This window comes from Neisseria sp. P0021.S006 (genome assembly GCF_051956895.1).
Genome location: NZ_JBQCWZ010001118.1, coordinates 1 through 492, shown reverse-complemented (window position 1 = coordinate 492; position 492 = coordinate 1). Strand labels below are relative to the sequence as shown.

Genomic DNA, 492 nt, shown 5'->3' with positions numbered 1-492 from the left:
TTGCCGACCACAGCCTGCTTGACCTGAAGCGCGGTGTATTCAAATACGGGCAAATCGTGCATGACTAAAGCGGCAATCGCCGCACCGCGTGCCTGACCGAGCATCAAAGTCGCGGCCGGATTGACGTTGACGAAGACTTGCTCGATGGCCGCCTGATGCGGCTGATAGTGGCGGATGATTTCGTCGATATGGCGGACAATCACGGCGATGCGTTCGGAAAGCGACGCGCCGGTCGGCGTTTTGATACAGCCGGAAGCAACATAATGATGCTCGCGGCCGTGGACATCGATCACGCCGAAGCCGGTCACGCGGCTGCCGGGGTCGATGCCGAGAATGCGTGTGGGTTGGAACTAGGACATAGTGCGTGTTTAAAGTAATCGGTGTTTCAGGGCAGGCAGGCGCGTGCGCACGCTTTGCAGGTGCGCAGTATCCAAATCGGCACAAATCACGCCTTCGCCCTCCAGCAACGTCGCCAACACATCGCCCAAAGGG

General features: G+C 58.9%; 1 protein-coding gene and 1 pseudogene. Both read right to left on the bottom strand.

The features are described 5' to 3' along the window. A partial coding sequence (ruvC, locus tag ACTHUM_RS19040; RefSeq protein ID WP_440403836.1) for a crossover junction endodeoxyribonuclease RuvC occupies window positions 1–335 on the bottom strand: 335 nt, incomplete at its 3' end. A 33-nt stretch (window positions 336–368) separates the two neighbouring features. Next, window positions 369–492, bottom strand: a pseudogene (locus tag ACTHUM_RS19035) (carbon-nitrogen hydrolase family protein); the annotation flags it as partial.